This is a genomic window from Sphingomonas sp. NFR04, assembly GCF_900114095.1.
Lineage (GTDB): Bacteria > Pseudomonadota > Alphaproteobacteria > Sphingomonadales > Sphingomonadaceae > Sphingomonas.
On sequence record NZ_FORV01000001.1, the window covers coordinates 12,595 to 38,046 of the forward strand.

Consider the following 25,452-nt stretch of genomic DNA (forward strand, 5'->3'; position numbering starts at 1 on the left):
GCTCTCTGCATCGCCGACAGCCCGGATTGTATGGCGGTTGGAACAACCCGGACGTCAAACCTCAATCACTGAGGTGGTGCTGCGCTTGCGACGCGAGATCCTCGCTTCATCGCGGAAGCTCGGCGCAACTTTGTGCAATGCACAATGGTTGACCCAAGATGACACAGAAGCCGAACGAGAAGTCTCACCAACATGCTGAGCAGCCCGCGTCTTCCAAGGCGTCCTGGCCCGCCACCATCAAGCACAATAAGGGGTGGCTTGCTGGCGGCTCTGGCGCAGCAGCGCTAGCGGCACTCGCCCTGTTCAATCGCGCGAGCACGAAACGTGCTGAAGCGGATTGCCCGCCGACGGGCCATTTCGTCGAGGTCGATGGCGTGACGCTCCACTATGTGGATCGTGGTGAGGGCCCGGCCGTGGTGCTTCTCCACGGCAACGGCGTGATGCTGCAGGACTTCGAGGTAAGCGGTGTGCTCTAACTGGCCGCGGAGCATCACCGCGTCATCGCCTTCGATCGGGCTGGCTTCGGCTACAGCGATCGTCCGCGCTCAAAAGTTTGGACCGCGGCAGCGCAGGCCGATCTGATCGCGAAAGCACTTAAGCAGATCGGTGTGGGGCCGGCAATCGTCGTGGGTCACAGCTGGGGGACGCTGGTCGCACTGGCGATGGGGCTTGATCATCGTGAGGCGACCGCCGGTTTGGTGCTGCTGTCGGGCTACTATTACGGTTCCGCGCGCCCGGACGTCCTTCCGTCTTCTATCCCAGCCATTCCGCTGCTGGGAGATCTAATCGCCAACACAACAGCACCGCTGACCGGCCTCCTGATCGGACCGGCAGCGGTCAAGGCGAGCTTCGCACCCGCCCAGATCTCGGAAAAGTTCGCGTCCTTCCCGAAAGCCATGGCGTTACGTCCGTCACAGGTGCGCGCGACGGCTGCCGACACCGCGATGATGATCCCGGGTGCGATCGCGCTGAGCAAGCGGTACGGCGAGTTCGACCTTCCGGTGATCATCATGGCCGGACAGGGCGATCTCATCGCGCACGTCGGTAAGCACGGCGAGAGGCTTGTCGGCGAGGTCAAAGGCGCTGAGTTGCGGATCGTGCCCGAGCAAGGACACCTATTTCATTACGAGGTTCCTGAGCAGGTCGTGACTGCGATAGCCGACGCCTGGCGGGCTGCATAAGCTAACACAGAACACGACCATCGCGGCTTCTTCGAGCGGGGATGTCGATGATCACGATGGGTCTCGCAATCGGTGCGGTTGCAATGCGTGTTGCGTCCGCTTTCAGGAAGGCCGATCGGCCCTCTGAATGTCCGAAACTGGGCGCGCAGCAGCCTTCCTCGTCAACCAAGCTCTCCTTAAGCCATTCGTGCTCCAGGCTTAACGGGCTCAGCCCTTGCGGGATCTCGATACCAGCCTCATTGGCGCACGGTTAGTGTCCGGAGGAGAGCCCGGAACCACCAACTGGCGCGGTTTCAGCGATCCGCTCCATCCCGGCAATCAGAGGACGACCTTTCGCGATTGCACCGCGGACAGAGGGGAGTGATAGCGACGCCATGTGGGCCTCTTTGGACTCCCACACCTCGGTTATCCAAATTACCTCCGGGAGTTGGGGGTCGTTGGCAACAACATAGCTCAAGCAACCGGGCATCCCGCTTACCCCTTTCACGAGAATCGCGGTGAGAGCTTCACGTTTGCCTGGCTGCGCCGTCATCTTGCCGATTAGGCCGTACATGGTTTGCCCCTTTTCCATTGCTATTGCCTGCCCAGCGATCGTAACGGCCGCTGTCCCGGCCAAAAATGCGCGTCGCTCAAGATCCATTTGTTCACCGTACCCATGTGTTGAACGTTGGAAAGGCGAAATTCTGGGCGCACGCCAGCGGCAGTTACCTCCACCTCTTGCCTGGGGCGCCGACGATCGAGCGCCGCTAGCTTATGTCGCGTTCTGGGAGGGGACGCCTATGCCGATCAACGGCCGAAAGTGGGTGCGCAGCTGCCTAGCACCCTCCGCTCGCCGGCTTGGCCTGTTCACACTACTGATGACATCGAGGGCCCGCCGCCACCCTGCGCGCGCGGAACAACCCGAATACGCCGCGGGGAAGTTCGTTAAGATCGAGCCCCTAAACAGGTTCTCGCCACCTCCGAGATCCCCCACTCCTGGCGGAGGTGGCAAACTGTCCAGCGACCCAGGCCCGCCGACGGGTAACGTCCGCGCGCATCTTCGTTATCCGACCGGCATCACGGCCTTCTCACACGCAAACGCAGGCGTAGAGCCGCACCCCCTGCGGCGAGAGCCCGCGGGTGATCAGAGGTCCTTACGGGATTGCCACTCCCCACCGTCGTACGTGAAGGCAACCTTGCTGCCTTCGAGGAAAGACGTGCCGCCCCACGCGATCACTTGGAGGCTGAAGCGGTCATGGCTGGCTACTTCAAGCCAATTGAAGCTCTGCGGCTCCGCATTTCGTAGCCTGGTCGAGGTAGCGGTCCCTGCCTGGATGATGATCGCGGAGCCCGCCTTCTCAGCCATCTTCCGCGCGGACTCGGCATAGGTCCTGTGGAAGTGCCCCGCGAGGGCTATGTGCACCCCGGCTTCGCACGCGCCCTTGACTGCCTCATCATGTCGACCGACCGCTTCGCTTAGTTCGCCGCCGGCGCCGATCGGCATCGAGAAGAGCGGGTGGTGGGTGACCAGAATCTTCGTTTTGCTTGAGCTGACCGCCGCGAAGCGCCCTTTCATCAAGGCGATCTGCTCGCGATTGATGCGACCGTCTTTGATCGTAAGCGAACGGGCGGTGTTGATCCCGAGGACGCTGATCTCGTCATTCTCAAACCACGGGCAAAGATCGTTTGAGATGTAGCGCTTGTACCGCTGAAGCGGTGCCGCAAACCGCCGAACGACGTCATAGAGCGGTACATCATGGTTTCCGGGTACCACCAACAGGTTGTGGCCGGCTGCGCGAAGGCGATTCACATAAGCGGCGGCCTGACGAAACTGGCTGACGCGCGCACGCTGCGTGAAGTCTCCGCTTATGATCACCAGATCAGGCTGGCGCGCCTGCAGCCAAGCCTCGGTCGCGGCTACAATCTTGGGGTCGTTGGCTCCGAAGTGGATATCCGAAAGATGTGCAATAGCTGCCATCGCCGCTCAACGGCGATATGGCAAAGGGGGTTTCACGTCGTCCGACGGAGGGCTCCTTATGACCGCTTTTAGGGAGCGCTACGGAGCCTCTGAGCGGCAGGAAGTGGGCGCGCAGCCGCCCAGGATTTTGCTTGATGGGTCTGGATCCTATAAGTTGCCGTGCAGGCGCCACTTGTCCTGGATTCCAAAAACGGACATGCTGAAGTCCCGCTATCCAGATGGGAAAGCTTCATGCGAAAGGTGCTCTGGGGCCTCTTTTTTGCTGTAGCAGGGGGGTGGCCCTCTGCAGTGCTTGCTCAAGCGACTACTCGCCCGTGTGGACCAGTCGAGGTTGCAGGCCCGGCCTGCTTGCTTGCTCGAACCGCCCTGCCAACTTTGCCTCCTGGCAAGATATACTGGTATCTCGACCGATTTCCGTCGAGAGCCGCTGCCGAGCGAGCTGCTGCGCCGGCGAGCGTTGTTGCGGAGGCGTTTGGCTCAATCTGGCTTTTCACCATCGCAACACGAGGTTGGCATGCTCGTGGCGGCAAGCACGTCTCCACCGTTGGGCCGCTCCCGACCGGGCCAGCATCCGCCTATACTGCGGAATATATTCGATCCGTCTTCAACCCTGGCACGACTGCGCCGTTACACGTCCACTCTGGTCCTGAGGCCTTCTTCGCGGTTGAAGGCGATACCTGTCTGGAGACTCCCGCAGGGGTGCGTACCGGGCGGGGTGCGGGCAACAACATGATGATCGAGGCAGGCCCGCCGATGCTCTTGATGGCGATAGGGAAAGTCCCTCGGAAGGGGTTTGCGCTCATCCTTCATGATGCCAGCCAGCCTCCTACAACTCTAACGCAGGCGTGGAAGCCTCAAGGCCTTTGCTCGCGGCAACTCGCAGCTGATCAGGCTCGTTGACGCCCTCTTAGACCCCTCCGCCTAGGCAGTCGACGAATGGCGCGCGAACGCAGCGCGCTAGAGGCTGCTTTCAGGAAGCACGGATTAGCGTTCTAGCGGCAGGAGTGGGCGCATAGCCGTAACGTGGTTAGCGCCGCGGCCGATGCGGCGCAGATGCTGCCAGCGCTTGCCGGCGTCTGGCTAAGCAGACATGTTCGCCTTCCACGCTTAGGGTGAGAAGGTCCAATGCAAATGGCTTCTGGAAGGTTTGTGTCGAAGGCAGCGTCGCTATCGACCGCCATGGCGCTGCTGGTTAGTGCCGCGTCCGCAGCACTGGCGTTCCGCGAACCTGTTCAGCAGACTGGCGGCGCGACGGCTCTCGGCACAGCCCGGCCCAGAAGCACTCCGGTATCTAATCGCATGCTGCTCAACCGCCTGAGCTCTCTTCCGTTTGCATTGAAATTAGCCGGTCAGGCGGAGAACGTCACTGTCGCTGGAGACAGCCTTACCGTCGTAGCTCCGGCCGGCAGTGACCTTTATGCACCAGCTGATGGGCCGGCGAAGGACACAGCTCCCCGTGTGACCTTTACGCCTCGCGGCGACTTCATCTTCTCGGCTCGGGTCGCCCGACCGGAGAGCGGAAAGTATGAAGGTGGCGCCTTGATCATTTCAGCCTCACCCCACCAATGGGCCAAGGTGCTATTCGAGCGGTTGACCGAGACGACGCATGCGGTCAGTTCAAGCGTGGCATCTCCGGTCAGCGACAATTCTTATCACATGCGAATTCCGGCAGGGGCACCCGCTGTTTGGCTCAAGATCGTGCGAGTGGGCGGCTCAGTGATGCTATATGCCTCAGAAGATGGCCAACGTTGGGAGATACTCCGGGACTTCCCGCTTGCCGCTTCCGCAGCAGTGGAAGTCGGCTTCGTGAGTCAGGCGCCTAGCGGCCATCACTACGCAGCTCGGTTCAGCGATGTGCACTATCAATCCACAGCGCTGAAGGATTACTGGCAAGGGATGTAGTTTTGGCCAAAGGCTAGTTTCGCTTAATGCCCTTGGGCAGAGTTGGCGGCTGCCCGCTGATTGCAGACTGGTCTCGGTTTGGCGCAATCTCGGCAGCTATCGATTTTTTCTCCGCTTTATTCTGATTGCAAGTGGGACTCGCTCAACGGCGATATGGCATAGGGGTTTCACGTCGTCCGACGGAGGGCTATCCATGACCGCTTTAAGGGAGCGCTACGGAGCCTCTGAGCGGCAGGAAGTGGGCGCGATGCTGTCAAGCATCCTGCATTCCAAAGCTTCGCATCCACTTACCCGGCTAGTAGGCTCACCGGATTATCAAAACCCGGCGGTCGATAGATAGAACCGGCGGAGCCGACTTCCCACCGCATCGAGCAGTGCGCATTTAGGAAGGTCCTGAAGCCCCGCGGATCGCAATGAGCCGGACGCGCAACCGCCGGCCCTTTCCCCTTCGGCGGACCTAACAAATTGCGATCCAAAGTCCCGACATGTCCGCTTCTGGGAAGCCGGCGGGCACCTTTGAACGGCAGGAAGTGGGCGCCTTGCTGCCATACGGCTTCGCGCCGAGTGGATGGCGGGTTCTGTCAGAAGCTGCCCTTCAAACGAGACCGGCGAACGACCGACCTTGGTCGGGAGCAGCCGCCAAACAAAGATCAGCGCGGCATATTCAGTCCGACGGAGATGCCTGAAAACTCCCTGTCCCACGATTCGTGCGCTTGGCTCCCGTCTCCTCTCTGAAACGTTGCCCCCTTCCCCGTTCATCGAGACAAAATGGCGCCGAGAGTTGATGGTATTTTTGATGGCACCAAGGCAATCACCACTGCACAATTATCACCTATTATCAATGGCTTAAATCACTTTCGCGGCACCCGTAGGGGTCACCAAATTGCCTTCCCAAGGCATTCCAGAACATGCCCTGCGCGGGTGCGACGCCGGTCCGAGCGGCAATGCCGGCCGATCCCGATCCCGCCTACTGAGATACGCCCGTCACTCCGCTCACCGAACCGATGGTGCCCGGCCCGAACGGCGATGTCTATGTCCGCATCTATGGCGCGCTCACGGCGAAGCTGCCGGTGATCGTGCTGCACCGTGGCCCCGCGGCGGCGCAGGTGAAGATCTTCCAGCGTCGATATGCCGACCGTCCAGGCGCCCCCGGTCGGTCGGCGCCGGCGGTTCAGATCTGCGTCAGGCCCCCGTCGACGAACAGCTCCGCGCCGTTGATGAAGCTCGCATCGTCCGACGCCAGGAACAATGCGGCCTTGGCGATCTCCTCGGGCCGACCGACCCGGCCGACGGGGATCTGGGTGGCGAGATAGTCCTTGATCCCCTGCGCCTGATCGCCGCCACCGAACACGTCGTTCAGGCCGATCGTCTCGGTCGGCCCGGGGCTGACCACGTTCACACGGATGCGACGCTCCTTGAGGTCGAGGATCCAGCTCCGCGCCAGAGCGCGCACCGCGGCCTTGCTCGCACCATAGACGCTGAACGCGGGCGTTCCCGAAGAGCCGGCGTTGGAACTGGTCAGCACGATCGAAGCACCGTCCTTCAGCAGCGGCAGCGCCTTCTGCACGGTGAAGATCGTCCCTTTCACGTTCGTGTCGAACGTCCGCTGATACTGTTCCTCGGTGATGGCGCCGAGCGGAAGCATGTCGCCGCCGCCGGCATTGGCGAACAGGACGTCGATCTGGACGTGCCGCTGCTGGACGGCGTCATAGACCTTGTCGATGTCGCCCAGGTTGGACATGTCCGCGCGCACCCCGGTGACTCCGCCGCCGATCTCCTTCACCGCGGCATCGAGCACGTCCTGCCGCCGGCCGGTGATGAATACCGTGGCACCTTCCGCAATAAATGCCTTGGCAGTCGCGAGGCCGATGCCGCTGGTCCCGCCGGTAACGACGACGACCTTCTGGTTGAACCGCTCCGTCATGGTGAATCTCCTGCATATCGGCGGCGGAAGCGCCGCTGTCCCGCTGAGATGCACCCTGAACGCTGGGTCTTGTAGTCAGCAGTTCCGGCACGTAGCGTTCCAGGAAAGGAACGATGATGCGAACGGACCTCAACAATCTGGCTTATTTCGCGGAGGTGGTGCGCCATGGCGGCTTCGCCGCCGCGGGACGCGCGCTCCGCGAGCCCAAGTCCAAGCTCAGCCGGCGCGTCGCAGGGCTGGAAGAGCGTCTGGGACTGCGGTTGATCGAGCGCTCCAGCCGGCGGTTCCGAGTGACGGATGTTGGTCAGGCATTTTACGAACGCTGTCGCGCGATGCTCGCCGAAGCCGATCAGGCCGAGGCGCTGGTGCTGCAGGCGCAGGCGGAGCCGCACGGCCGCATCCGGTTCAGCTGCCCCACCGGCATGGTGGCGCCGGTGTCCGAGGTGATGACGACCTTTCTCGCGCGATACCCGAAAGTGCGCCTGCAACTGATCGCTAGCGACCGGGGCGTCGATCTCATCGAGGAGCGTATCGATGTGGCGCTGCGGGTGAGAACGGAGCTGACCAGCGACGCGGAGCTGACGGTTCGGTCGCTCGGGCGTTCGGTCCGCATCCTTGTCGCCGCCCCGCACCTCGCCAGCCAGATTGCCTCGGTCGAGCAGCTCGCGACGGTGCCGACGCTATCGACCAACGACGAACATGACGTGGTCGAATGGAATCTGACGACCGACGAGGGTGCGAAGCAGACGGTGCAGGTCGAGCCGCGCATGGGCTGCACCGACATGGATCAGCTCCTCAAGGTCGCCTTGGCCGGACACGGCGTAGCGCTGCTGCCGGATCGTGTCTGTCGGCCCGCGCTGAATGCCGGCCAGCTTGTCCGCGTACTCCCGGCCTGGCACGGGCAGGTCGGCATCGTCCACCTCGTCTTCACGACCCGACGGGGCCTGCCCCCAGCGGTGCGGGCATTGATCGACCATCTGGCGCAGTCGTTCCCGCCTGCGATCGGTGTGGGCGCCGGACATCCGACTTGAAGGACTCCGGGGCGCTTGTCGAATGCCGCGCTGAGAAGCAGCTGCGTCCGTGCTTAAGATGCAGCCGCCGCATACACCACCGCTTCGGACTCCACCGCCACGTCCGCCAACGATCCCCGGAATGATACAAGCGATCGATGGACGTATGCCTTGGTGGGCGCCAGGTGGCTTGTCTCAGCCCTCCGCCGCCCCGCCGCTCATCCCAGCGTCGGCCGGATCACATTGGGGATAGCGCTCGTCACGGGTGGATCAGGATAATATTGCGCGGTCTGCTGCGCTTCCTGCGCTGCTGCCGTACCACGTAGCAGCTCGATCAGGCGCAGCGCCTCGTCCAGCCCGGAGGAGATGCCGCCGCCGGTGAGCCGGTCGCGGTCCTTCGTGAAACGGGGATGGCCATCGGCGACTTTCACCAGGGGGAAGCTCGCCAGCAGATCGGGGATGGTCGACCAGTGGGTCGTGGCGGTGTACCCGTCGAGCAGCCCGGCCGCGGCAAGCAGAAGCGCGCCCGTACATACCGAGCAGATCCAGCGGCTCTGTGCGGCCTGCCCGACCAGGAAATCCAGATAGGTGCGATCCGGCCCCCGAACCATCGGCGTCAACGTCGCCGAACTCGCGCCGGGCACCCAGAGCGCGTCGTACGGCGCGGGGACGGGCAAGCCATTCGGTACGTCCAGCACGATCCCGCAGCCGCTGCGGACCGGGCCGGGCTGCAGCGCTACCAGGTCCACCTGCAGCCCCGCCCAAAAGAACATTTCCGATGGCCCGCAGACGTCGAGCAGATCGACGCCTTCGTAGACGGGGATCAATATCTTCGGCTGGGCGGATACGGCCACCATCAACGTATCTCCATCGTGAACGGCTCCGGCGCCTCCGCCAGCGCGGCCGCGGCAATTCCGGATTTACGGAGCATGCGCGGGCCGCCGCCCAGTTCGCCTTGGCGCGTGCGTATCTCTACTTCGACATTGCCCTGCTCCGCGGCTTCGGCCGGAAGCCGGAAGTCCGCGGAGCTTTTCAGATGGGTCTGGCAATTGGCGCAGCCCTCCACATGCCAGCGGCTCAGCACTGCCTCCCGCCCCAGCAAGCGGCGCTCGCCGTCCACCTCCGCATAGGCGGTAATCAGGAACGATCCACGGATCTTGGAACGATCGACGCCGGCGACGTGCAGCGTCCGCTCTTCCTCGGCCAGCGTGGTCAGCAGCAGAGCGTCGCTTGGGGTAGCTGCCGCATGGGCATAGCTATCCAGCGACCCGGGGCCGTAGGTGTAGCCGAGCTGCGATTCGATATCGATACAGTCGTTGGAGGTGTAGACGCCGCCTTCCCGCATCTTGAATGGGTTCAGCGGCGTTTCCATCGTGATGGGCGCATCGGGGTCGCCGCCAGCCGGTGGCGGATTGTTGGCGCCGTACACCGCCCCGGGATCGTTCGAATCGATGGTGAAGCTGGTCGTCGCTCCGTGGCGGCGTTGCCAAATCCAGAAGGTGTAATCGATGAAGCAGTGGTGGAAGAAGAAGATCGGGTCGAGCCCCGCCGTATCATTCTCTCCCATGTCACCATTGGCGCCCGGGATGGGAGACATGTCCCCCTGCCCCGGCACGTCGAAGCCGCCTACGGCCAGATGCATGCTGTTATGCGGACTCTCCAGCGATCGCACCGGTTTTTTAGGGTGCGCGTCGTTCCACGCGCCTTGCGACGTCGTGTTGGAAAACAGCGTGTAATTGGGCGCATTCAGACAGGCGACGAACTTGCTGTAGACTTCTCCCATCACATGCCCGTCGATCGTGATCGTGGAGGTCAACCAGTTCACGATGTTGCCATTCAGGATTTTCACATTCTCGGCATAGTCCGGGAACTTGGCGTTATGGGCTGCCGTCGCGGCCTGATCCGCCGGTGTGCCGACCAATCCCGATAATGGATAGCGCACGGTCTCATAGCCTGCGGGCTTGCTGTAGAGCGCATTGTCGCCTTTGACATTGTCTACGATCGACACCGGCAGCTTGAAAGAGCGCAGGGGATTGTCGATCTTCACCCCGTCCAGTTCGAAGAACTCGTCGGTAAGGGCATGCGGGATACCGTTGCTCCGGGAATCTTCGCTGCACTCGTCCCAGAATGGCAGCATCACGCTCTCGCAGCCCGGGATGCTCTGCAGCGCCTTCTCCAGCGAATGGAGATACGCGCGGTGCCAGGTTGGGAAAAGCACGGTCCCATGCTGACAATAGCCGCCCCACCAGGTGGGATCGGTCTCGCCGGGACCGCGAAACGGCTCCCCGTGATAGCCACCCAGAATAAAGAACGACCGGGGATCTTCCGGATCGAGTTCCTTGATGCCCTTCCAGGCACGCATCAGTGTTTCGAGTTCGGTCTTATTCCCACGGTCGTAATCAGCCTGAATATCTGCAAGCGAACGGCGAACCCCCACCTTCATGACAAGCTCCTCCCCCCATGATCCTGCAAACGATCGCACATCGACATGCATAGTTCATGTAAAATTAGCGCGGTACGATCTGACAAGGATCCAGACCGTGCGACTCAATGCATGCATACAAATGTATCGGAACGATCTTCATTTGGGAATATGGTCATTCTACACAGAGGTAGATTTTCACCATATGATCACAGCACAACTATGATGCTATAGAGGTGCGTGCAGCAGACTTCGTCCCGAATGGATCTATTTATGCTGGAAGGGAAATGGACGTATAGAAGCTACCGGAACGATTCCGATTTTGTCGGGAAAGACGCGGCGACAGCGCTTGCGCAAATCATGGACGAAGGCGTACTCGATCTAGAGATGCGCAGTACGGACATGTTCGGTGGCGGGCTCGGCCTGGGCCAGAACCATGCGCTGTCGCTCGAAGGGAAGCTTCTAGGCGGCGATCCCGTCCAATTTTCGATGATTGGCATCGGCATCGCAGGGACACCGACAGCCGGCTGGCGCTATCACTATCACGGACAGCTGGGCTTCGGCTGGCCGAGCGGAGTCGATCAGATCCCCAGTCTTGTCGGGACGGTGGTTCGCGTCGTGGCGCATGGTGATCATGCACCCGCCGGCGTCACCGCATCCTTCATCGCGGTGCAGCATCGCAACCCGCCGCAGCCGCGCCTGCGCCGCAGGTCGGCGCTGACCATCGGCCTGTGAGCGAAGGCAGCACATCCGGGCCGGATTGGATCAATCGCCCTTAACCCTTGCGGGTGACGGGCAATTCGGTCGTCCTTGCGCTCGCCGGAGCGCGCATGTGCCGGGATCGAGAGCGACCAGCGCGGGCGAGGACACCCGCTTCGCTGCGGACCTCCCGTTGCTGGCTAGGCAGCAATTGTGAAGGTTTGGCGGGCAGGCGCCCGCGCATGGCGCCTGCCGGACGGGCAGCGCGATGTCGCAGGGGCGAGCGCATCGGTCGCGTCCGCAATCGACGTCGGATCGTTGGGCCGGAGAGGAAGGAAAGGATCTGGCTGCCCGCGACCGCGAGCAGCTTGGCGCCTGTGGACATGGCGCACCCGGTCGCGCCGCTGCGGCGCGAGCGATAGACCGACCCCGCAGGATCGGTAGACGCCGGGCCCCGAAAGACCCGGCGTGAACGGCTTACTTCTTGCCGAGCGTGAGGCCGCCGAAGCGCTTGTTGAAGCGCGCGACCTGGCCACCCTGGTCGAGCAGCTGACCGCGACCGCCGGTCCAGGCCGGGTGCGCGAGCGGATCGATCTCGAGCTGCATGAGATCGCCTTCCTTGCCCCAGGTGGAGCGCGTCTCGTACACGGTGCCGTCGGTCATCTGCACCTTGATCATGTGGTAGTCGGGGTGGGTGTTCTGCTTCACATCGAATTCCTTGGAAAAAGCCGCCGGTTTCCGACCGGCAGCGGACGCGCGCGCCTAGCAGAGGCCAGGCGCCAACGCAACCTCATTGCCGCATGCCCCACCAGCGGCGGAGCGCGACGAGCGACCAGATCGCCTCGACCACACCGAACGGCCAGGCCCCCTGGAGGAAGCCATAGGCCGAGCCGAGCAGACAGGCACCGGCAAAGCCGAGCACCCACCAGGTCGAGCGCGCCTCCAGCGCATAGGTGACCAGCATCGCCGTCACCGCGAACAGGCCGAACCAGGTCAGTGCGTCCATGGTCCGGCCCTTTCGTCGTCGACCAGCCGCCTCAGGCGCTGGGCGGATCGGCGATCATCGCGGTGAACTCGCATTCCGCCGCCACTTCGCCGTCGATCATCGCCTTGCCCGCGAACTTGCTGACGCGCGACCGCTTCTGCAAGAATTCGACATGGAGCTTGAGCAGCACGCCCGGCTCCACCGGCTTGCGGAACTTCACGTTGTCGATCGCCATGAAGTAGACGAGCTTGCCCGAGCCGGCGAGCTCCATCGACTCGACCGCCAGCACGCCCGAGGCCTGGGCGAGCGCCTCGACGATGAGCACGCCCGGCATGATCGGACGACCCGGGAAATGGCCCTGGAAGAAGGGCTCGTTGATCGTCACCGCCTTCACCGCCACGATCGACTTGTGGAGGATCAGCTCCTCCACGCGGTCGACCAGCAGCATCGGAAAGCGGTGGGGCAGCGCCGCCATCACCCGCCCGATATCGAGCGGACCGATGTTGCTGCCCCCCTGCTCTTCCCCGCTCACCGCGGTTCGGGCTTGGCCGGCTTGGTCGCGCCGGCGGCCGGACGGGCTGCCGGAGCGGCCGCACCCGGAGCCGCAGCCGCGCCCTGCTGCTGTTGCTGCTGCGCGCGGGCGGCGGCGAGCTGATAGGCACGGCGCTTCAGCTCGTTCACCTGCTGCTGGAACTGCACGGTGCGCTGCTGCGGCTGCCAGTTGGCCGGCGGCGTGATCGAAACGGTCGGCGTCTTGTTCAGTTCGGCGACGACGGTGTCGCTGATGTCCACCGCGTCAGGGGCGTAGACGATCGCTTCCGGCTGCAGGATCACGTTGACCTTGCGCGCGTTGACGACCGAGATCTGCGCCGCGTCATACAGCGCCAGGATCTTCTCGAACGCGAACAGCTCCGCCAGGATCGACGGCATCTGCAGCTTCTGGATTTCCTCGTTCGCCTGGTTCTGCAGGGTCATGAGCTGGGTGTAGTTCGGATCCTTGCGCGCGGCCGCGGCCTGCTCCTCGGCTTCCGAAACCTGGCCGTCCTTGTTGGTGTCGATCGTGGTGATCAGCGTCCGGGCGTCGGTCTGGAACTTGGTCTGGCGCGCCTGGATCTGGTCGCGCACCGGCTTGAAGGTGGTGTCCAGCTGCGCCTCGGCGGCGGTGAATGCCTTCGAGCGGGTGATCACCTCCATCGTGTTGATGGTGGCGATGCCGTTGACCTGCGCCGAGGCCGGCGCAGCGACGGCCATCGCCGCGGAGGCGGCAAGCGCCGCCGCGAATACACGGTTCTTCGTCATTAGAACTGAGTCCCTACGTTGAAAGTGATGAGCTTCTTGTCGTCGCCGGGCTGGCTGACGATCGCCTTGGCAAGGTCGATCCGCAGCGGGCCGAACGGCGAATTCCAGTTGACGCCGACGCCCACCGAGATGCGCGGCGACGCAGTGCTGCCGCGATAGGCCTCGTAGAAGGGCGAGGTCGAGGTGAAATATTGCGTGTTGACCGAAGTGCCGACGCAGGAATCGGTCGTCCCCGCGGCATAGCCGACGGTGCACCGCGTCAGCAGGCCCGAGTTGGTGCCCGAGCTAACCGTGTACAGCGGGTTCCCCGCGCTGTCGAACACCGCATCCTGCTTGACCAGCAGCGTCGGCGAGCCGTCGGCGTTGAACAGCTTCTTGCCCGAGGCATCGGTCGCCTGGGTGAAATAGTTGTTCGTCGTCGGCTGGCGGATCGAGAACAGCGAGCCCATCTGGACATAGATGGACGGACGCAGGCCGAGCTCCGCCGCGCCCGAGCCCAGCGGCAGCTCGAGCTCCGCCTTGGTCAGGTAATAGGCCTTGCCGCCCAGCGCGTCGTCGATGACCTGGTCGCGATCGGTGATCAGCGCCTGGGTGCCCGCCGTGGGGTCGCCGCTATACTGGTAGCGCTGCACCCGCGGGCCGACGCCGCGGATGTCGAAGCCGCGGAACTGCGGCTCGCCCAGGTAAAAGCGATCGGTGATGCGGACCTCGGTGCCGTCGAGGCTCTTGATCACGCCGCCTTCGCCGGTGACCGAGAAGACGAAGCCGCTTCCCAGGCCCCAATATTTCGCGCCGTCGACCCGGCCGCGGACATAATGGACGTCGCCGCCCAGCCCGGCCACGTCGGCGCCGAACGAGATGCGCTGGCCGCGCGTCGGGCGCAGGCGGCTGTTGAGGCTGTCATAGATCAGCGACAGGCCGACCAGCGAGGTCAGGCGGTTGCCCACCGCTTCGCAATAATAGCGGCCGGCCTTGAACGGATCGCACTGGCCGTTGGTGTAGAAGGTCGACTGATCGAGCGTGACGTCGTCCTTGGCGAGATAGTAACGGCCCGACAGCGTCCAGTATTCGGTGAGCGGCAGGCCCGCGACCAGCTGGAAACCGGTCGACACCTGGCGATAGGTGGTGTTGCGGTTGGTGCCTAGATAGTTGAACGAGTTATAGTCGCGGCGGAAGATCGTCGCACCCAGCGCGATGTTGCTGTCGAACAGGTACGGCTCGGTGAAGCCGAGTTCCACCGACTTCGAATAGCTCGAATAATCGGCCGAGATGCTCGCCGTCTGGCCCATGCCGCGGAAGTTGCGCTGGCGGATCGAGGCCTGGAGGATGAAGCGCTCGAGGCTCGAGAAACCGGCCGACAGCGTCAGTTCGCCGTTCGGCTTCTCTTCCACATTCGCGCCCAGCACGATGCGATCGGGCGCCGAGCCTTCCTTGCGCTCGATCTCGAACTTGTCCTGGAAATAGCCCAGGCTGTTGATGCGGTCCTGCGAGCGCTTGACCAGGAAGGTGTTGAAGGCGTCGCCCTCGGCCACGCGCATTTCGCGGCGGATCACCTTGTCCTGGGTCTGGCGGTTGCCGGTGATGTCGACCCGCTCGATATAGGTGCGGTTCGCCTCGCCGATGTGGAAGTTCATCGACATCGTCAGCGCATCCTTGTTGCGCTGGAAGTCGGGGCGAACGTCGGCAAAGGCATAGCCGAACAGGCCGGCGGTCTCGCTCAGCTGCTCGACCGTGTCCTCGACGGCCTTGGCGTTATACCATTGGCCTTCCTTGATCGGCAGCGCGGCGGCGAGCTTCTTGTCGTCGAAGTCGCGGATCGCACTGTCCACCGTCACCGGGCCGAACTTGTAGCGCGGACCTTCCTCCACCACATAGGTGATGATGAAGTCCTTCTTGTCCGGCGTCAGCTCGGCCACCGCCGAGATCACGCGGAAGTCGGCATAGCCTTCGGTCAGGTAGAACTGGCGCAGCTTCTGCTGGTCATAGGCCAGGCGATCCTGGTCGTACGACGTGTTCGAGCTGAGGAAGTGCGAGAAGCTGGCGACCTTGGTCGCCATCTGCGCGCGCAGCTTCTTGTCGCCAAACACCTCGTTGCCGATGATGTTGATCTGGCGGACCTTCGACTTCGCGCCCTCGTGGATCTCGAAGATCACGTCGACGCGGTTCTGGTCGAGGCTGACCATCTTCGGCTCGACGCGCGCGGCGAAGCGGCCCTGGCGGCGATACAGCTCGATGATCCGCGCGATGTCCGCACGCACCGCGGTGCGGGTGAAGATCTGACGCGGCTTGAGCTTGATCTCCTTGTCGATCTTGTCCTGCTTCAGCCGCTTGTTGCCTTCGAAGACGACGCGGTTGATCACCGGGTTCTCGCGGATGCGGAGCACCAGATTGCCGTCCTCGACGCCTTCGATCGCCACATCGGCGAGCAGTTCGGAGGCGAGCAGGTCCTTGATCGCCTGGTCGATCGTCTCGTTGGTATAGCTGTCGCCCACGCGCAGGCGCGTGTAGCTGAGCACCGTTTCCGGCTCGATGCGCTGCGAGCCTTCCACCCGCAGCGACTTGATCGTGCGCACCACCGCCGGCGTAACCGGTGCGGGCGCAGCCTGAGGCTGGGTCGCCGGCGCCGCGGGCTTTGCCGCGGTCTGCGCCTCTGCCGGCGCTACCACGCCCGACAGGATCGTCCCTGCCAACAGCGTAGCCGTCGCCCGCGCGCCCAAATTGCTTGCCTTGATCGCAGTCACCATCCCACCCCAGTCGGAATCCAAATATTGCCGGAACGCGCGCGGCATATTGCCGCCCTGCACGAACCCCCTCAACCGATCAAGCCGGCCAGATGTCTCCACACACCGAAAGCGCCCAGATCGTTGAGCGTCACGAACAGCATCAGCGCGAGGATCGCGAGCATGCCGCCCCGGAACGCCCATTCCATCACCTGCGGCTCCACCGGGCGCCGGCGGACCGCCTCGACGGCGTAGAACAGGAGATGACCACCATCCAGTACCGGAACTGGCAACAGGTTGATGAATCCCAGATTAATGGAGACGAGCGCGATCAGGAACGCGAACTCGATCGGCCCCATGGAGAGTCGTTCGCCCGAAACCTGGGCGATCTTGAGCGGTCCGCCCAGCTCAGACACCGAGCGACGCCCGGTAATGATCTGGCCGAGCCCGTCCACCGTCATGCGGACGATGTCGGCGGTCGTGCGCAGGCCGACCAGCGGCGCTTCGAGCAGCCCCACCGGCACCTGGGTCGATCCCGCCGCACCGATGCCGAGCTGGCCGATCTTGAATTCGTTGCCGAAGCGATCGCGCTCCAGCCGCGTACCGATCACCGCGTCGACGCTGCGCGATGCACCACCACGAACGAATTCGATCCGTACCGGCTCATTCGGCCGCAACTGGGTGAACTGCACCATGTCGGCATAGGTCTCGACCGAGCGGCCGCCCAGGCCGGTGATCCGGTCGCCGGGCTCCAGGCCGGCCTTTGCGGCGGCGCTGCCCTGGAGGACCGTGCCGATCACCGACGGCGTGCGGTTCTCGCCGAACATGAAGGCGAAGGTCGACAGGATCACGATCGCGATCAGGAAGTTCATGATCGGACCCGCCGCGACGATGATCGCGCGCTGCCACAGCGGTTTTGCCTGGAAGGTCTTGGCGCGCTCGCTCGCCGGCAGCTGCAGCCATTCGGGCGAAGGCTGGCTCGCCGGGTTCATGTCGCCCGCGAAGCGGACATAGCCGCCCAGCGGCAACAGGCTGAACTTCCAGCGCGTGCCGCGGCGATCGGTGATGCCGGCGATCTCGCGGCCGAAGCCGATCGAGAATTCCTCGGCCTTCACCCCGAAGAGGCGGCCCGCCAGATAATGTCCCAGCTCGTGCAGGAACACGAGCGGCCCGATCACCAGCGCGAACGCCAGAATGGTGAGCAGGATGCCGGGGGATTGGATCAAGCGACGCAGTCCTTCACTCGCTCAGCCGCATAAAGCCGCGCCTCCTCATCGATCGCCAGCACGGCGTCGAGCGTTTCCGGAGCGGCCGGGTCATAGCGAGACAGCGTATCGGCAGAGATTGCGGCAATTTCAAGAAATCCGATCCGCCCGGCGAGAAAGGCCGCGACGGCGACCTCGTTGGCGGCATTGAGGATCGCCGGCCGCGCGCCGCCTGCCTTGAGCACGTCGATCGCCAGCGCAAGCGCCGGGAAGCGATCGAGATCGGGATTTTCGAACTCCAGCTTGCCGACCGCTGCGAGATCGAGCGCCGGGCACGGCGTCTCCATCCGCTCGGGCCAGGCCAGCGCAAAGGCGATCGGCGTCCGCATGTCGGGGGTGCCGAGCTGGGCCAGCACCGATCCGTCGACATACTCCACCATCGAGTGGACGACGGACTGGGCATGAACCAGCACCGCCAGCTGCTCGGCGGCGACCGGGAACAGGTGGAAGGCCTCGATCAGTTCGAGCCCCTTGTTCATCATCGTCGCCGAATCGACCGAGATCTTGGCACCCATCGACCAGTTGGGATGCGCCACCGCCTGGGCCGGGGTGATCGCGCGCATCGCCTCCTTGGGCGTCGACCGGAACGGGCCGCCGCTTGCCGTGAGGATGATGCGGCGGACGCCCTTGGGCGCGGTGCGATCGAGGCACTGGAACACGGCGTTATGCTCCGAATCGACCGGCAGCAGCGTCGCGCCATGGGCACGGGCGGCGGCCATCATCACCTCGCCCGCCGAAACCAGCGATTCCTTGTTGGCCAGCGCCACCGTGCCGCCCGCCTCCAGCGCCGCCATCACCGGCTTGAGCCCGGCGCTGCCGACGATCGCCGCCATCGTCCAGTCCGCGCCCATGCGTGCGACGTCGCACACCGAATGTGCGCCGCCCATCGCTTCGACGCCGCTGCCGGCCAGTCGCTCCTGCAATGCCGGCAGGCATGTCTCGTCGGCGACCACGGCGCAGCGCGCCCGCGTGCGGATCGCGGCCGCGGCCAGCTTCTCGACATCGCAATTGGCAGTCAGCGCCACGACTTCGAAGGCGTGCGGATTTCGTTCGATCAGATCCAGCGTCGAGGTACCGACCGAGCCGGTCGCCCCCAACACCGTGACGCGCTTCACCACCAGTATCCTCCCACAACCACCTGATGATGGATCGCAAAAAACAAAGCTGCAACCGGGGCCGCGAAGACGAGGCCGTCCAGCCGATCGAGAATGCCGCCATGGCCGGGCAGCAAATTGCTCGAATCCTTCACGCCCGCAACGCGCTTGAGATGGCTCTCATAGAGGTCGCCGATCTGCGAGGCGAAGGCGACGAGTGGCGACAGCGCCACCAACCACCAGCCGATCGCCGTACCCGGCGCGACCGCGACGAACCCCGCCGAGAACAGGATCGCGGCAACCAGGCCGCCGACCAGCCCGGCCCAGGTCTTGTTCGGGCTGATCGACGGCGCCAGCTTGGGTCCGCCGATCGCCCGTCCCGCGAAATAGGCGCCGCTGTCGCACACCCAAACGATGGCCATCGTCCACAGCGTCGCGGCGAAGCCCTGCGGATGGTCGCGAAGCAGCAGCAGGGCCAGGACGGGCAACCCGACATAGACCTGCCCCGCCGCCAGCTTGGCGTTGCGGGTGACGATCGCGACGAAGAAGAAGGCGCCGAAGATCAGGCCCAGCGCCAGGAAACCCGGCCCTGCCGCCGCCGGGCTCAGGATGGCCAGCGGCACCGTCATCACATATTGGGTGAGGCGGCGCTTGCTCTCGTCCTGGGCCAGCAGCGCCCATTCGCCAATCATCAGCACGGCCATCACCGTGATGACCAGCCAGAAGCCCCAGCCGCCCGCCCACAAGGCGGCGAGCGCGAGCCCGACCAGCGCAAGCCCGACGACGGCACGTTTCGGAAGATCGGAATTCTTGCTCACAGGCCCCCAAAGCGCCGCTGACGCCGCCCGAACTGGGCCAGCGCATCGGCCAGCGCACGCTCGTCGAAATCGGGCCACAGCGTGTCGACGAACAGCAGCTCGGCATAGGCCGCCTGCCACAGCAGGAAATTGGAGAGGCGCTGCTCGCCCGAGGTGCGGATCATCAGGTCGAGCGGCGGCAGGCCTGCCGTTTCCAGCTCGCTTTCGAAGCGCGCCTCGTCGATCGCGGCGGGATCCAGCGTGCCGTCGCGCGCCTGTTCGGCCAGCCGCCGCGCGGCCGCGAGCAGTTCCGCCTGCGCGCCATAGTTGAGCGCCAGCACCAGCGTGGGCCCGGTATTGACCGCGGTGCGCGCGATCGCGGCGTCGATCATCGTCACCAGATCGGGCGAGAGCTGGCGCCAATCGCCGATCACCCGCAGCTTTACGCCGTCGGCGACGATCTGGTCGAGCTCGCGCTCGAGGAACTGCCGCAGCAGTCCCATCAGCGCCCCGACTTCCTCTTCCGGGCGGCGCCAGTTCTCGGACGAGAAGGCGTAGAGCGTCAGCACCTCGATCCCGAGCGTGCGGGCCGCGCGCGCGACGCGGCGCACCGCCTCCACGCCCTGGCGATGCCCGGCGACGCGCGGCAGCAGGCGCTTCTTCGCCCAGCGCCCATTACCGTCCATGATGATCGCGACATGGCGGGGCGGCGGGGTCTCGCCGCCCGAAGCGGAGGCCAGCTTAACGGCCACCGCGCCCTGCCCTTCGGGCCGCACCAGAAGCTCCCGGGCGGATCACTTGCCCAGGATTTCCTTTTCCTTGGCCGACGCCGCCGCGTCGATATCGGCGATCGTCGCGTCGGTCAGCTTCTGGACTTCGGTCTCGTGGCGCTTGCGCTCGTCCTCGCCGAACACGCCCTTCTTCTCGTCGGTCTTGAGATTGTCCATGCCGTCGCGGCGCACGTTGCGCGCGGCGATGCGGGCCTTCTCGGCATATTGGTTGGCGAGCTTGGCGAGCTCCTTGCGGCGCTCCTCGGTCAGATCGGGGATCGGCAGGCGCAGCGTCTGGCCGTCGACGATCGGATTGAGGCCGAGGCCGGCCGAGCGGATCGCCTTGTCGACGGGGCCGACGTTCGACTTGTCCCACACCTGCACCGAGAGCATCCGCGGCTCAGGGGCCGAGACGGTCGCCACCTGGGTGATCGGCATGTGCGAGCCATAGACCTCGACGGTCACCGGATCGAGCAGCGTGGTCGAGGCGCGGCCGGTGCGGAGACCGGTCAGATCATGCTTGAGCGATTCCACGGCGCCGGCCATGCGGCGCTCGAGGTCTGCCTTGTCGTAAGCGGCCATTTCGGCTCTCCTTGAAGCTTGGTTGCGGTGGGTTACGCGGCGTCCGCGTCCTGGACGATGGTGGAAGTCCCCTCGCCCCGGAGCACCGAAGCGAGATTGCCCTCGCCGCGGATGTTGAACACCACGATCGGGATATGGTTGTCGCGGCACAGCGCCACGGCGGACGCGTCCATCACCTTCAGATTGTCGGCGAGGACGCGATCATAGCTGAGCGTCTCGTAGCGCTTGGCGGTCGGCACCTTCTTGGGATCGGCGTCGTACACGCCATCGACCGAGGTGCCCTTGAACAGCGCGTCGCACTTCATCTCGGCGGCGCGCAGCGCGGCGGTGGTGTCGGTGGTGAAGAACGGCAGGCCGGTGCCCGCGGCGAACAGCACGACCCGGCCCTTCTCCATGTGCCGCTCGGCGCGACGGCGGATATAGGGCTCGCACACGCTGGCCATCGGGATGGCGGACTGGACGCGGGTCTCGACGCCCACCTTCTCGAGCGCGTTCTGCATGGCGAGCGCGTTCATCACCGTGGCGAGCATGCCCATGTAATCGGCGCTGGCGCGGTCGAAGCCCTGCGCGGCGCCGGCGATGCCGCGGAAGATGTTGCCGCCGCCCACGGTCATGCAGATTTCGAGGCCGCTTTCCTTGGCCTCCTTCACCTCGAGCGCGACGCGCTCGCAGGTCTCGGGATCGATGCCGAACTGACCCTGGCCCATCAGGACCTCCCCCGACAGCTTGAGAAGGATGCGGCGGATGGTCGGAGCGGTCATGAGGTTCCTGATATCTTGAGAAGCGGACAGCGAAGCGGCGCGGACCCTAGAGGAGCCGCGCCGCGCGAACAAGCGTGGATGCCGGGGAAAAGCCGTCGAAACGGCCCCTCCCGGCGCGCCTGATTACTTGGTGAGACCGGCGGTCGCCGCCACTTCGGCAGCGAAGTCGCTCTCTTCCTTCTCGATGCCTTCGCCGAGCTGGAAGCGGACATAGTCCTTCAGCACGATCGCCGAGCCCGAATCCTTCGCCGCCTTGGCGATGACGTCCGAAACCGGAGTCTTGCCGTCCATCACGAACAGCTGGCTGAGCAGGGCGTTCTCCTTGGCGAACTTCTTCACCGCGCCGTCCACCATCTTCTCGATGATCTCGGCCGGCTTGCCGCTCTCGGACGCCTTTTCGGCCGCAATCGCACGCTCACGGGCGAGCACGTCCTGGTCCAGGCCGCTCTCATCGAGCGCCAGCGGGAAGGCGGCGGCGATGTGCATCGCCAGCTGCTTGCCGAGCGGCTCGAGCACGTCGACACCAGCTTCCGACTCAAGCGCGACGAGCACGCCAATCTTGCCGAGGCCCGGGGCGGCCGCATTGTGGACGTACGGGATCACCGCGCCCTTGGCGACTTCCACCTTCTTGGCGCGGCGCAGCACCTGGTTCTCGCCGATCGTAGCGATGTTGGCGGTCAGCGCCTCGTCGACGGTCTGGCCCGACGCCATCTTGGTGCCCTTCAGCGCCGCAACGTCGTCACCGGCTTCCAGCGCCAGCGCGGTGGTCTCGCGGACGAAGTTCTGGAAGATCTCGTTCTTGGCGACGAAGTCGGTCTGCGAGTTCACCTCGACCGCGACACCCTTGGTGCCGGCAACGGCCAGGCCAACCAGGCCTTCGGCAGCGGTGCGGCTCGACTTCTTGGCGGCGGCGGCGAGGCCCTTGGCGCGCAGCCAGTCGGCAGCGGCTTCCATGTCGCCATTGGTCTCGGAGAGCGCCTTCTTGCAATCCATCATGCCGGCGCCGCTCTTTTCGCGGAGTTCCTTGACGGCGGCTGCAGTGATCTCGGCCATGTCTCTATTCCTCAGTTAAAAGTCGGGCGGAGCAGTGCGTGCGCCCTGCCCCGCCCCGATTACGGTTCGATGACGCGGGCGATCAGCCTTCGACGGCTTCCTCGACCGGCGGCTGCTCGGCAGCACCGAAGTCGTAGCCCTGCTGCATCAGCGCTTCGCGGCCGCCACGGGTCGCGGCGATGGCGATGGCTTCGCAGTAGAGGCGGATGGCGCGGCTGGCGTCGTCATTGCCCGGAACCGGGAACGCGATGCCGTCCGGCGAAACGTTCGAGTCGAGCACGGCGACGACGGGAATGCCAAGCGTGTTGGCTTCCTTGATCGCCAGCTCTTCCTTGTTCGCGTCGATCACGAACATGATGTCGGGAATGCCGCCCATGTCGCGGATGCCGCCGAGCGAGAGCTCGAGCTTGTCGCGCTCACGGGTGAGCTGCAGCACTTCCTTCTTGGTGAGGCCGTGCGTGTCGCCCGACAGCTGCTCTTCGAGCGTCTTGAGGCGCTTGATCGAGTTGCTGATGGTCTTCCAGTTGGTCAGCATGCCGCCCAGCCAACGGTGGTTGACGAAGTGCTGGCCGGCGCGGCGCGCTGCCTCGGCGATCGGCTCCTGCGCTTGGCGCTTGGTGCCGACGAACAGCACCTTGCCGCCTGCGGCGACGGTGGAGCTGACGAACTCGAGCGCGCGCGCGAACAGCGGAACGGTCTGCGACAGGTCGATGATGTGAACGCCGTTGCGATCACCGAAGATGTAGGGCTTCATCTTCGGGTTCCAGCGATGGGTCTGGTGACCGAAGTGTGCGCCCGACTCGAGCAGCTGCTGCATGGTGACGACGGGTGCCGCCATAGGGATAACTCCTTCCGGTTGATCCTCTGGGAAGCGGGAATTCGGAACGCGTCCGAACACCGGGTTATGATGCTTCCCATGCGGGGTTGAGGCGGGCCGCTTAGTCGATTGCGCGGCCGGGCACAAGCTGGAACATTATCGGAACATCGCTTGACGGCGGAACAGGAATGGAACATATAGCGATCAGAACGCGATTGATGGAACAGGCAGGAGTCTCGGCGGTTCGAGGTTCTTGGGTTCCGCTGGGATCGGCGTTGAAGATCAGGAGCCGGGTAATGACTGGATTCGCTGTCTTTTTTCTGTTCGGGTCGGCTTTCACGGCCGCCGTCTGGACGCTCTACACAAGCATTCGTCCGCAACTGCACCGCTTCGTCGAATTGTTCGGCATGGTGCGGCCGGTAGCGCTTCCCGCCCCGTCGCCGCGCCTGTCGCGCGTCAGGGTGCGATCGGTCCCGGCACGGATGCCGCGTCCCCAGCCGCAGCGCGCAGCCGCCTGATGCGGCGGTAGGAGCGGATGCTGAACGGGATGCTCGCGAGATAGGCGATGGCGACGATCGCCAGCGTCGTCCAGGGTGCCGAAACCAGTGCCGCGGCAAGGGCTACGAGCACTGCGATTGCTTCGAAGCGAACGTTCTGGCGCAGCCGGATCTTCGGTCCGAAGGTCGCGACGCTGGAGACCATCAGGATCGCGATCAGCACCGTCCACACGGCGATGATGATCGGCGCACGCGTGACGGCCTCGCCGGTCCACAGCCAGAGGTAGACGGGAGTGAGCGCCAGCGCCGCACCGGCCGGTGCCGGCACACCGGTGAGGAAGCCCGCCGACTTGTGCGGCTGCTCCGCGAGATCGATCTGCGCGTTGAAGCGGGCCAGCCGCAACGCGCAGAACAGCGCGTGGAGCAGCGCGACGAGCCACCCGAAGCGGCCGAGCGCCTGGAGCGACCAGAGGTACAGGATCAGCGCCGGGGCGACGCCGAACGAGATCGCATCGGACAGACTGTCGAGCTCGGCACCGAAGCGGCTTTCGGCGCGAACCAGCCGGGCGATGCGCCCGTCGATGCCGTCGAGCACCGCGGCGGCGAGCACCATCAGCACCGCCGTTTCCCAATTGCCGAGGATGGCGAAACGGATGCCGGTAAGGCCGGAGCAAAGGGCAAGGGCGGTGACGGCGTTGGGAAGCACCGCGCGAAGCGGGATGCCGCGCGGAAGCGCCGGCCTGCGCCCCAACCCGCGCCCGATGCGCGGGCGACGGTCGGTCATTGTGCCACCCCGGCGGCGTTCGGAATTCCGCGGCGCGCGATGATCGTCTCGCCGGCGATGGTGCGCTGGCCGAGGATGACCTGGGCGCCATATTCCTCGGGCAGGAAGATATCGACGCGGCTGCCGAAGCGGATCAGCCCGATGCGTTGTCCGGCCACCACCATGTCGCCCGGCTTGACGAAAGCGACGATGCGCCGCGCGACCAGCCCGGCGATCTGGGTGAAGCCGATGCGCAGCCCGTCACGATCCTCGACCACCAGGTGCTGGCGCTCATTCTCGTCGCTCGCCTTGTCGAGGTCCGCGTTCATGAACTTGCCCGAGATGTAGATGACGTGGCGGATCGTGCCGGTGATCGGCGTCCGGTTCACATGCACGTCGAACACGCTCATGAAGATCGACACGCGTACCATCGGCGCGGTGCCGAGCGCGTGGGGGCCGGCGAGTTCCGGCGGCAAGGGCATGCGCTGGATCATCGTGACCAGGCCGTCGGCGGGGGAAACGAGTACCCCCTCCTCCACCGGCGTCACGCGGACGGGGTCGCGGAAGAAGGCGGCGATGCCGAGCGTTAGGAACAGCAGCGGCCAGGTGAGGACGTCCCACACCCAGAGGCTCAGCAGCGCGACCGCAGCGGCGATCAGCACATATTTGCGGCCTTCGGGGTGGATATCGGGAAAACGCCACTTCACCGTCGAGGTACCGACCGGAGGCTTGTCGAGCGATGTCATGGCCGCAGGTGTACCCGTGCGGCCACGGTTTTCCTAGACACTCCTGCACGCCAGGCCCTGCGCCAGCAAAATCCGGGGCAACAAAGCGCGTCTGCGGCGTTGTTGCCCTGGCCAGGATCGGGATCCTTTTCGACGACGGTCGCTTGCATATCCGCCGGAATTTGCGCAACCGATGTCCCCGAAGCGTCATATTTTCGTAAGGAAGCCC

General features: G+C 64.6%; 25 protein-coding genes. 5 read left to right on the top strand and 20 right to left on the bottom strand.

Features of this window, described 5'->3' with window-relative positions:
- Positions 1–158 precede the first annotated feature (158 nt).
- Both BM009_RS22065 and BM009_RS00075 read left to right on the top strand, forming a co-directional pair.
- Positions 159–476, top strand: a complete 318-nt coding sequence (locus BM009_RS22065) for an alpha/beta fold hydrolase (protein WP_139216496.1) — start codon at positions 159–161, stop codon at positions 474–476.
- Positions 477–1,181, top strand: coding sequence for an alpha/beta fold hydrolase (locus BM009_RS00075; protein WP_093292548.1), 705 nt, complete (start codon positions 477–479; stop codon positions 1,179–1,181). It abuts the gene before it with no gap.
- 250 nt (positions 1,182–1,431) lie between these two features.
- On the opposite strand, the gene BM009_RS00080 is transcribed toward BM009_RS00075, so the two are convergent.
- A complete protein-coding gene (locus tag BM009_RS00080) occupies positions 1,432–1,734 on the bottom strand; it encodes a putative quinol monooxygenase (protein WP_254772087.1) in 303 nt (100 codons plus the stop codon).
- Between the two features lie 570 nt (positions 1,735–2,304).
- On the bottom strand, positions 2,305–3,138 hold the full coding sequence (locus BM009_RS00085) for a metallophosphoesterase family protein (protein ID WP_093292552.1): 834 nt from the start codon (positions 3,136–3,138) through the stop codon (positions 2,305–2,307).
- Positions 3,139–4,317: 1,179 nt separating this feature from the next.
- On the opposite strand from BM009_RS00085, the gene BM009_RS00090 reads away from it, so the two are divergent.
- On the top strand, positions 4,318–5,040 hold the full coding sequence (locus BM009_RS00090) for a DUF1349 domain-containing protein (RefSeq protein ID WP_175487839.1): 723 nt from the start codon (positions 4,318–4,320) through the stop codon (positions 5,038–5,040).
- Between the two features lie 1,171 nt (positions 5,041–6,211).
- Here the strand turns inward: BM009_RS00090 and BM009_RS00095 are convergent.
- Complete coding sequence (locus BM009_RS00095; RefSeq protein WP_093292556.1) at positions 6,212–6,964, bottom strand: SDR family NAD(P)-dependent oxidoreductase; 753 nt, start codon at positions 6,962–6,964, stop codon at positions 6,212–6,214.
- Between the two features lie 113 nt (positions 6,965–7,077).
- Between BM009_RS00095 and BM009_RS00100 the strand changes: the two genes are divergently transcribed.
- Entirely contained in the window at positions 7,078–7,995 is a 918-nt protein-coding gene (locus tag BM009_RS00100; protein ID WP_254772088.1) for a LysR substrate-binding domain-containing protein, read from the top strand.
- 197 nt (positions 7,996–8,192) lie between these two features.
- Here BM009_RS00100 and BM009_RS00105 read toward each other — a convergent pair whose 3' ends face one another.
- Both BM009_RS00105 and BM009_RS00110 read right to left on the bottom strand, forming a co-directional pair.
- A complete protein-coding gene (locus BM009_RS00105) occupies positions 8,193–8,831 on the bottom strand; it encodes a DJ-1/PfpI family protein (RefSeq protein WP_093292558.1) in 639 nt (212 codons plus the stop codon).
- Positions 8,831–10,417, bottom strand: a complete 1,587-nt coding sequence (locus tag BM009_RS00110; protein ID WP_093292560.1) for a tyrosinase family protein — start codon at positions 10,415–10,417, stop codon at positions 8,831–8,833. Before BM009_RS00110 ends, BM009_RS00105 begins: the two co-directional genes overlap by 1 nt.
- Before the next feature lie 252 nt (positions 10,418–10,669).
- Here BM009_RS00110 and BM009_RS00115 point away from each other — a divergent pair, with 252 nt between their 5' ends.
- A complete protein-coding gene (locus BM009_RS00115) occupies positions 10,670–11,131 on the top strand; it encodes a hypothetical protein (protein WP_175487840.1) in 462 nt (153 codons plus the stop codon).
- Between the two features lie 441 nt (positions 11,132–11,572).
- Here the strand turns inward: BM009_RS00115 and rpmE are convergent, their stop codons facing one another.
- The 15 genes from rpmE to BM009_RS00190 form a co-directional block, all read right to left on the bottom strand.
- Entirely contained in the window at positions 11,573–11,803 is a 231-nt protein-coding gene (gene rpmE / locus BM009_RS00120; protein WP_064313046.1) for a 50S ribosomal protein L31, read from the bottom strand.
- Between the two features lie 82 nt (positions 11,804–11,885).
- Complete coding sequence (locus BM009_RS00125; RefSeq protein WP_093292562.1) at positions 11,886–12,101, bottom strand: hypothetical protein; 216 nt, start codon at positions 12,099–12,101, stop codon at positions 11,886–11,888.
- Positions 12,102–12,132: 31 nt separating this feature from the next.
- Complete coding sequence (gene fabZ / locus BM009_RS00130; RefSeq protein WP_093292564.1) at positions 12,133–12,612, bottom strand: 3-hydroxyacyl-ACP dehydratase FabZ; 480 nt, start codon at positions 12,610–12,612, stop codon at positions 12,133–12,135.
- On the bottom strand, positions 12,609–13,379 hold the full coding sequence (locus BM009_RS00135; protein WP_093292566.1) for an OmpH family outer membrane protein: 771 nt from the start codon (positions 13,377–13,379) through the stop codon (positions 12,609–12,611). Before BM009_RS00135 ends, fabZ begins: the two co-directional genes overlap by 4 nt.
- Entirely contained in the window at positions 13,379–16,123 is a 2,745-nt protein-coding gene (gene bamA / locus BM009_RS00140) for an outer membrane protein assembly factor BamA (protein WP_175487841.1), read from the bottom strand. Before bamA ends, BM009_RS00135 begins: the two co-directional genes overlap by 1 nt.
- 68 nt (positions 16,124–16,191) lie before the next feature.
- Complete coding sequence (locus BM009_RS00145) at positions 16,192–17,325, bottom strand: M50 family metallopeptidase (RefSeq protein WP_093292568.1); 1,134 nt, start codon at positions 17,323–17,325, stop codon at positions 16,192–16,194.
- Positions 17,322–18,479, bottom strand: coding sequence for a 1-deoxy-D-xylulose-5-phosphate reductoisomerase (locus BM009_RS00150; RefSeq protein ID WP_093294517.1), 1,158 nt, complete (start codon positions 18,477–18,479; stop codon positions 17,322–17,324). Before BM009_RS00150 ends, BM009_RS00145 begins: the two co-directional genes overlap by 4 nt.
- A complete protein-coding gene (locus BM009_RS00155; protein WP_093292570.1) occupies positions 18,476–19,276 on the bottom strand; it encodes a phosphatidate cytidylyltransferase in 801 nt (266 codons plus the stop codon). The genes BM009_RS00150 and BM009_RS00155 overlap by 4 nt, the downstream gene beginning before the upstream one ends.
- Positions 19,273–19,941, bottom strand: a complete 669-nt coding sequence (gene uppS / locus BM009_RS00160) for a polyprenyl diphosphate synthase (RefSeq protein ID WP_254772156.1) — start codon at positions 19,939–19,941, stop codon at positions 19,273–19,275. Before uppS ends, BM009_RS00155 begins: the two co-directional genes overlap by 4 nt.
- A 108-nt stretch (positions 19,942–20,049) precedes the next feature.
- Positions 20,050–20,607, bottom strand: coding sequence for a ribosome recycling factor (gene frr / locus BM009_RS00165; protein ID WP_093292572.1), 558 nt, complete (start codon positions 20,605–20,607; stop codon positions 20,050–20,052).
- Positions 20,608–20,639: 32 nt separating this feature from the next.
- A complete protein-coding gene (pyrH, locus tag BM009_RS00170) occupies positions 20,640–21,368 on the bottom strand; it encodes a UMP kinase (protein WP_093292574.1) in 729 nt (242 codons plus the stop codon).
- Positions 21,369–21,491: 123 nt separating this feature from the next.
- Positions 21,492–22,421 (bottom strand): translation elongation factor Ts, encoded by a 930-nt coding sequence (tsf, locus tag BM009_RS00175; protein WP_093292576.1) that lies wholly within the window; start codon positions 22,419–22,421, stop codon positions 21,492–21,494.
- A gap of 82 nt (positions 22,422–22,503) precedes the next feature.
- Positions 22,504–23,259, bottom strand: a complete 756-nt coding sequence (gene rpsB, locus BM009_RS00180; RefSeq protein WP_019369395.1) for a 30S ribosomal protein S2 — start codon at positions 23,257–23,259, stop codon at positions 22,504–22,506.
- 435 nt (positions 23,260–23,694) lie between these two features.
- Positions 23,695–24,519 carry a CDP-diacylglycerol--serine O-phosphatidyltransferase gene (gene pssA / locus BM009_RS00185; protein ID WP_093292578.1) on the bottom strand — a complete coding sequence of 275 codons (825 nt, stop codon included), beginning with the start codon at positions 24,517–24,519 and terminating at the stop codon, positions 23,695–23,697.
- Positions 24,516–25,244 carry a phosphatidylserine decarboxylase gene (locus tag BM009_RS00190; protein WP_093292580.1) on the bottom strand — a complete coding sequence of 243 codons (729 nt, stop codon included), beginning with the start codon at positions 25,242–25,244 and terminating at the stop codon, positions 24,516–24,518. The genes pssA and BM009_RS00190 overlap by 4 nt, the downstream gene beginning before the upstream one ends.
- Between the last annotated feature and the right edge of the window lie 208 nt (positions 25,245–25,452).

Bases quoted from the DNA above. Each gene is read 5' to 3' on its own strand.
- BM009_RS00095 (WP_093292556.1), bottom strand. From the start codon at position 6,964: ATGACGGAGCGGTTCAACCAGAAGGTCGTCGTCGTTACCGGCGGGACC.
- BM009_RS00110 (WP_093292560.1), bottom strand. From the start codon at position 10,417: ATGAAGGTGGGGGTTCGCCGTTCGCTTGCAGATATTCAGGCTGATTAC.
- BM009_RS00085 (WP_093292552.1), bottom strand. From the start codon at position 3,138: ATGGCAGCTATTGCACATCTTTCGGATATCCACTTCGGAGCCAACGAC.
- BM009_RS00115 (WP_175487840.1), top strand. From the start codon at position 10,670: ATGCTGGAAGGGAAATGGACGTATAGAAGCTACCGGAACGATTCCGAT.
- BM009_RS22065 (WP_139216496.1), top strand. From the start codon at position 159: ATGACACAGAAGCCGAACGAGAAGTCTCACCAACATGCTGAGCAGCCC.
- pssA (WP_093292578.1), bottom strand. From the start codon at position 24,519: ATGACCGACCGTCGCCCGCGCATCGGGCGCGGGTTGGGGCGCAGGCCG.
- BM009_RS00125 (WP_093292562.1), bottom strand. From the start codon at position 12,101: ATGGACGCACTGACCTGGTTCGGCCTGTTCGCGGTGACGGCGATGCTG.
- BM009_RS00190 (WP_093292580.1), bottom strand. From the start codon at position 25,244: ATGACATCGCTCGACAAGCCTCCGGTCGGTACCTCGACGGTGAAGTGG.
- pyrH (WP_093292574.1), bottom strand. From the start codon at position 21,368: ATGACCGCTCCGACCATCCGCCGCATCCTTCTCAAGCTGTCGGGGGAG.
- BM009_RS00135 (WP_093292566.1), bottom strand. From the start codon at position 13,379: ATGACGAAGAACCGTGTATTCGCGGCGGCGCTTGCCGCCTCCGCGGCG.
- BM009_RS00100 (WP_254772088.1), top strand. From the start codon at position 7,078: ATGATGCGAACGGACCTCAACAATCTGGCTTATTTCGCGGAGGTGGTG.
- rpsB (WP_019369395.1), bottom strand. From the start codon at position 23,259: ATGGCGGCACCCGTCGTCACCATGCAGCAGCTGCTCGAGTCGGGCGCA.
- uppS (WP_254772156.1), bottom strand. From the start codon at position 19,941: ATGGACGGTAATGGGCGCTGGGCGAAGAAGCGCCTGCTGCCGCGCGTC.
- BM009_RS00090 (WP_175487839.1), top strand. From the start codon at position 4,318: ATGGCGCTGCTGGTTAGTGCCGCGTCCGCAGCACTGGCGTTCCGCGAA.
- frr (WP_093292572.1), bottom strand. From the start codon at position 20,607: ATGGCCGCTTACGACAAGGCAGACCTCGAGCGCCGCATGGCCGGCGCC.
- BM009_RS00105 (WP_093292558.1), bottom strand. From the start codon at position 8,831: ATGGTGGCCGTATCCGCCCAGCCGAAGATATTGATCCCCGTCTACGAA.
- BM009_RS00080 (WP_254772087.1), bottom strand. From the start codon at position 1,734: ATGTACGGCCTAATCGGCAAGATGACGGCGCAGCCAGGCAAACGTGAA.
- tsf (WP_093292576.1), bottom strand. From the start codon at position 22,421: ATGGCCGAGATCACTGCAGCCGCCGTCAAGGAACTCCGCGAAAAGAGC.
- bamA (WP_175487841.1), bottom strand. From the start codon at position 16,123: ATGGTGACTGCGATCAAGGCAAGCAATTTGGGCGCGCGGGCGACGGCT.